This window comes from Methylobacterium variabile, assembly GCF_001043975.1.
Taxonomy (GTDB): domain Bacteria; phylum Pseudomonadota; class Alphaproteobacteria; order Rhizobiales; family Beijerinckiaceae; genus Methylobacterium; species Methylobacterium variabile.
The window spans coordinates 1-5,268 of sequence record NZ_LABY01000199.1; the positions used below are offsets into that span (position 1 = coordinate 1).

General features: G+C 56.8%; 2 protein-coding genes and 2 pseudogenes. All 4 read right to left on the reverse strand.

Annotation, left to right across the window (positions count from 1 at the left end; all coding sequences use genetic code 11):
• A partial coding sequence (locus tag VQ02_RS26130; RefSeq protein ID WP_048447170.1) for a transposase occupies positions 1-270 on the reverse strand: 270 nt, incomplete at its 3' end.
• Positions 271-342: 72 nt separating this feature from the next.
• A pseudogene (locus tag VQ02_RS40095) lies at positions 343-441 on the reverse strand (helix-turn-helix domain-containing protein); the annotation flags it as partial.
• Positions 442-1,062: 621 nt separating this feature from the next.
• A pseudogene (tnpC, locus tag VQ02_RS26140) lies at positions 1,063-2,342 on the reverse strand (IS66 family transposase).
• A 617-nt stretch (positions 2,343-2,959) separates the two neighbouring features.
• On the reverse strand, positions 2,960-4,042 hold the full coding sequence (locus VQ02_RS36105; protein ID WP_083469467.1) for an FkbM family methyltransferase: 1,083 nt from the start codon (positions 4,040-4,042) through the stop codon (positions 2,960-2,962).
• Between the last annotated feature and the right edge of the window lie 1,226 nt (positions 4,043-5,268).

Here is a 5,268-nt window from a genome sequence, read left to right on the forward strand (position 1 = left end):
GCGCGTCCGGTCGAGTTCGCGGCGCAGGCGGGCGATCTCAGCTGCCTGATCGGACGGCGAGGCAACCGGGCTCGTAGGAGCGAGGCCCGGCAAGCCTGCGGGTCGCTTTGGCGGGGAGCCGTCCATCAGCACGGTTCGCCACTGGCGCAGCATGGAGGGCTGGATCCCGAGTTCCGCGGCGACCTGCATCTGCGACCGGCCGCTGCTCTCGAGCAGGGCGACCGCCTCGCGTTTGAACTCGGGGGTGAATTCGCGTCGTGTCTTTGCCATCAAACACCTTCCCCGCCCGTAACGAGCGTAGCAGAGGTGTCCGCGAAACCGAGGGAGGATCACGGGGCGGGTCCTCTTTTTCGACAAGCCCGGTCGCCGCACCAGGCGCGACATCGACTGGGGCAGCAAGGTCCTGCCGAAGCGGGTCTCGATGAAGTGGCACAGGTCCAGTTGGCGAGCTCACCGCGGTCGGGATAGGCTCGCGCAGGATGCGGTGGACCGGCACCGCCTGCTCGCCCTCGCTCAGGCGGTCCGGCTGGCGGCCGGGCGGGCGGGCGATCGACCAGGCCGGCGAGACCTTCGGCGTTAAGCGTTTGACGGCGTCGCAGAGCGCCTGCCGCTCGCTCCCAGCCGCCTGCGCGGCCTCGGCTATGCCGTCGAGTGCGCTGGCCCCTGCCAGCAGGCGCAGGGCGGCGCGCCGGCGCGGCTCCCGCTTGGCCTGCCGCCGCAACTCGGTGACCGTGGCGGCGTCGATCCGGATGGTCACGGCACGCGTCACAGGCTCCTCCCCAGATCAGGAGCAGCAGCGCATCACGCCCGCGCTCCGATGAAAACCTGCTACGCGCCAAATCCTATGCGCCGCGGTATAACGCCGCTGATCATCGGCCCGCCCGATTAGTGCAGCTCGACAGGCCGCGACAACCGGATGTTCGCGGAAAGTGTTCTGTGGATCGTACGCACCCGGTTCGCCCTGGCGCGATCTGCCCGAGGCGTTCGGCGGGTAATTACCCAGGGGGGCTGGCCGGTGCCGGCTGAGCTTATCTGCGATGAGGTGGGCGGCGCGGGGCGCGATCAGGCGCCGATGGTCTTGAGGAGGGTGGCGAAGGTGCTGGCTCCCGATAGGCGAGCGGTGTTGACGACCGTGCGCACGTCCGCCTCGCCTGCGGCCGCCCACATCGCCTGGTAGCCGTTCGTCACCTTCCGCTGCACCACCGCCGGATGCAGGGCTCGCTCACACCCGTTGTTGGTGACCTCCACGCGGCCGGGATGGTCGAGGAAGACCAGGAGCTGATCACGAGCTCGCCCGATCTTGGCTTGCAGAGCGCGGGTCAGGTCGCACTGGCTCGGGACGGACAGGATCTCCGACAGCCGCCGTTCCAGCGCCCGGCGCTTGGCCGAGAGCGTCGAGGCGGCCAGATCGGTGACGCGCTTGGCTAGGCTGAACACGGACCCGAGCCAGAGCTCCAGGCGCAGCGGCACCGGATCCTCGCTGACCTCGACCGCGTAGGCGACGTCGCGTGCCAGATGCGCCAGGCAGGTCTGGTGACGAACGCCGTGGCTCTGCTGGGCGGTGTAGCGGTCCGACAGCCACACCGCGGGCCGGTGTCCGTCCATCATCGCGTGCACGACGCAGGCAGCCCGCGTCGGGGCGGCGTGATGAACGACCGCCGCGTCCGAGCGGAAGACCCAATGATACGCGTTGCTGCCCTCGATGCACACGCCAGTCTCGTCCGAGGTCACCACCTCAGCCCGGCGCAGCGCCGCGACCGCCGCTTCGCGACCGGCACGGAACTGCCCCTGGGCGCGACGAAGCAGGTTCATCAGCCCGCCCTGGCTGAGGGTCAGCCCGAACAGATCGGCCATCACCGCCTGCAGGCGCTCGTAGGAGAGGGCCTGGAAGGTCTTCAGGTAGGTCGCCACCGCGTGCAGCCGCGGGCCGAACGGCGTGCCGCGTGCGGCCTGCGGTACTGGAGCCATTACGCGGCTGCCACACGACGGGCAACGCACCGCGAGCCGCTGTGCTGGGTGGCGATCGGTGCTACCGCGGGCAGCTCGCTCTGCGCGCACACGCTGACGATCTCGGTCGGGAGGTCGGCCGCCAGGGCACCGCCGCAGCAGGGGCACTGACTCGGGCGGTGAGCGACGGTCTCGTCGGGATCGGGGCTGAGCGTCCGGCTGTGGCCCTCATGAACCGGCTTGGCGCCGTCAGGCTTGGCCTGCTCGCGCCGCTCCTTGCGGTCGGTGGAGGGTGGCTTGGAGGAGGTGCGCGAGGTCTTCTCCGGGCGCTGCAGCCGCAGCACCAGCTCGATCAACTCCTCCTTGCTCAGGCGTTCCAGCTCGCTGCGGCCCATCTCACGAAGGAATCAGCGAAGTTGCCTGCCGGCAAGGGGCCTCGCGAGCGCCCCACATCGGCCCCTCGCTGGCGTCACGCCGCAACCAAGCAACCCCCCCTGGGTAATTACTTCGGCGGAGTGGAGCAGCGTGTTTCGCCGCTTCAGCCACTGGCGACCGAAGGGGGTATGGTGGCTGACCTTCTCCCCTAAATTCTGCTGTTTGTAAATTGGGCCCATCCAAATGGAGATGGACTATGCGCAAAGCCGCTTCAGCGTGGAACCGATCATCACGGTGCTCCGGGATCACGACGCGAGGATGAGGACCGCCAATCCGTGCCACCAGCACGGGATCACCGATGCCCGGTTCCACACGAGCCTTGCTGGGCTTATCCCAGGGGAGTTTGCCGCCAAGGACGGTGCACTCCCCTGCAATGGGCTGGGCGCCCGCGCTGAGTGCGGGCTCTATGACTCCGGCCTGTTGCTCACCCGCCCAGCGAGGGGCAGGACAGGAACAGATCTAACATGCACGTGTTAGAATATCGGGAATAATATTGCGTCATCATCAAATAATTCCATTTGATGGCTACTATTTCGCGCCGTTGAGATGACAATGTGCATGTCTAATGCTATAAAAATTAGATTTCCGAATAGATTTCCACCTCGTCAAGGTGCAGATAATCCTTAGTTGCGAGTTGGATTTTTACAAATCTTGCGCGTTCTCGCGGCACTGAAACGCGAAGTGGGTTCCCATCTATTCCACCGAATACAACGCCCTGCTGATTATGAACTATTTGCCAGTTAAACTCGTCTGTTCCAATAGACACTATCACGCTTGAGGACCGATGCGCAGCGGCATCGATACGGTTAAAAACTACGATCTCAGTTATTTCATATGTGTCATGTAAGTCGACTTTCCACCAAGGACAATCTTCTATCTCTGTATGAAAACCGTATGAGCCTGTTTTTTGCCCATTTATCGCTCCATTTGCATCGTTTGGAGTTGAAAATTTAGACGTAGAACTTTGTTGCGCGCTCTTGCCAACGGCAACATTTGTACCTTTAAATTGCTTGCTAGCAACAATTTTGCTTTTTATGTTATTCCTAACAAAAAGAGCATATCCATGAAGATTGGGATTTACTTTTAACCACTTCATCCCAAAATCTTTCTGCTGTAGATACAGTAGTATTTCAGTCAAAATATGTGAGTTATCGTAGATCATAACCTCGCTTACGTCTACATAAATAGCTTCGACATCGCAGAGATAATCATCAGCGCCCTTCAATATCTGTAGCGCAGCCCCCTGAGTTTCGAGAACAAGAACATTGAAAATCGTTTCCGGAAATCTATTATATATAATGCTACTTACAGATTCCGAGCAATAATTATCTACTCTGGCAACTTGTATATGAGGGTAAAGATCCTTGTGCCTTGAAAATTCTAACATGCTCGATGATTCTTCATTAGAAGATATGTAGAAACTCGTTAATATTCCTGGAGTTTCAGAACAGAGAGCGTTGATAGAAAATAGATTGGGTTTCCCTTTGATGTTATGCGCGAGTCTTTCATGGAATTCGGGAACTGCTTCTACTAGCACTATTCTACCAAGACAATATTTTCTCAGTACTTCCACATGTCTGCCTTCATATGCACCAACGTTTAAAACGTTTTTCACAAAAACGCCAAACGTGCGCGTCAGATAGTCAAGAGCCTCTTCCATGGTTTAACTTCTTTCGCTTTTGATTTTAGGGGATTCGATAGCGGATACTGTTATATATAGTCACCATTCTCGAATGCTCAACAGTATTTTTACCCATCAAGTTTTTTTTCACCAAAAAATCTTACATACAGCCGGACGGTTATATCAGGACTCCCGAAGCAGATCATATCATGCGCAAGATTTAATAGAACACATTGGCCGCTTGATTTTTTACAAATTGCTAAAATACTGTTTTTCATATGAAAACTTGACGGACTGCTAAGATGAATTGTGTGTCCTCGCTGTTTACGAGCGCTGCTGCCGTTTGATCGATACGATCAGCAGCGCCTGGTTCTTCGGAGGCATTTTGACTTGGGACCGGAAGCCAGGATTTAGAGTAGGGTGCGTGCATCATAGCGCGATTCAGCTTTGGCGAGAGGAGCGTTACCACCCGGCGTGAGCAGGCATGGGATGGTGGTTGTAGCAGTCAATCTATTTCAAGGTGGCGTATTCGACCGCCTCGAAGGAACGTCACGGATCATCTGCCAGATGAACTCGGATTAAGTCTACGGCTAGCTTTCGGCCCTAAAAAAAGTCGTTGATCGTCTCTGCCAACGCCAGTTGATCGCCGAAAAGCGGCGGCAAGGCGTTCATTGTTTGCCCGTTCTTTATCGGCAAGAATGCGTGCGAACATGACTGTGAGTAGCAGGGTTCGCAATCCATCAGAACCGTCGGCAGTGATCATAATGTCTTCGCCTATTATAAATACTGGATTTATCTTATTTAATGGCCGTGCAGCCGCACTTAGAGCGCAAATGCCTGATAAAAGCCGTGGTCGACTTAGAAAAGCACCTGCGCCACCGCTTCGTTATGTGTTTATTTGTCCTTGACGATATGAGCATCTATCCGGTTCTCCATGCCAATAGAATGAACTTACACGACGGCTGCGCCAGGGCCAACCACCTCACTGAGGCACTTCTGTCACGTACCTTGATCTTTGCCTTGATTCGTAACTTGAAGTAAAACAATCATAGTATATCATAAATGTGAGTTATAACGCCCTCATTCGTGTGGTTTATCAAGCAAATACCACGTAAAAATCCGATGCACGACATGAATATGAGTAAAATCTATTTTAAAATTTTCTGATCATAATTTCGACGATGCTGGATGACCTATTTTGCAAATTAGGGCCTGTTGTCACTTGATCCACAGCAGTGTGGAGGCGAGGCAGAGGATGCCCATGA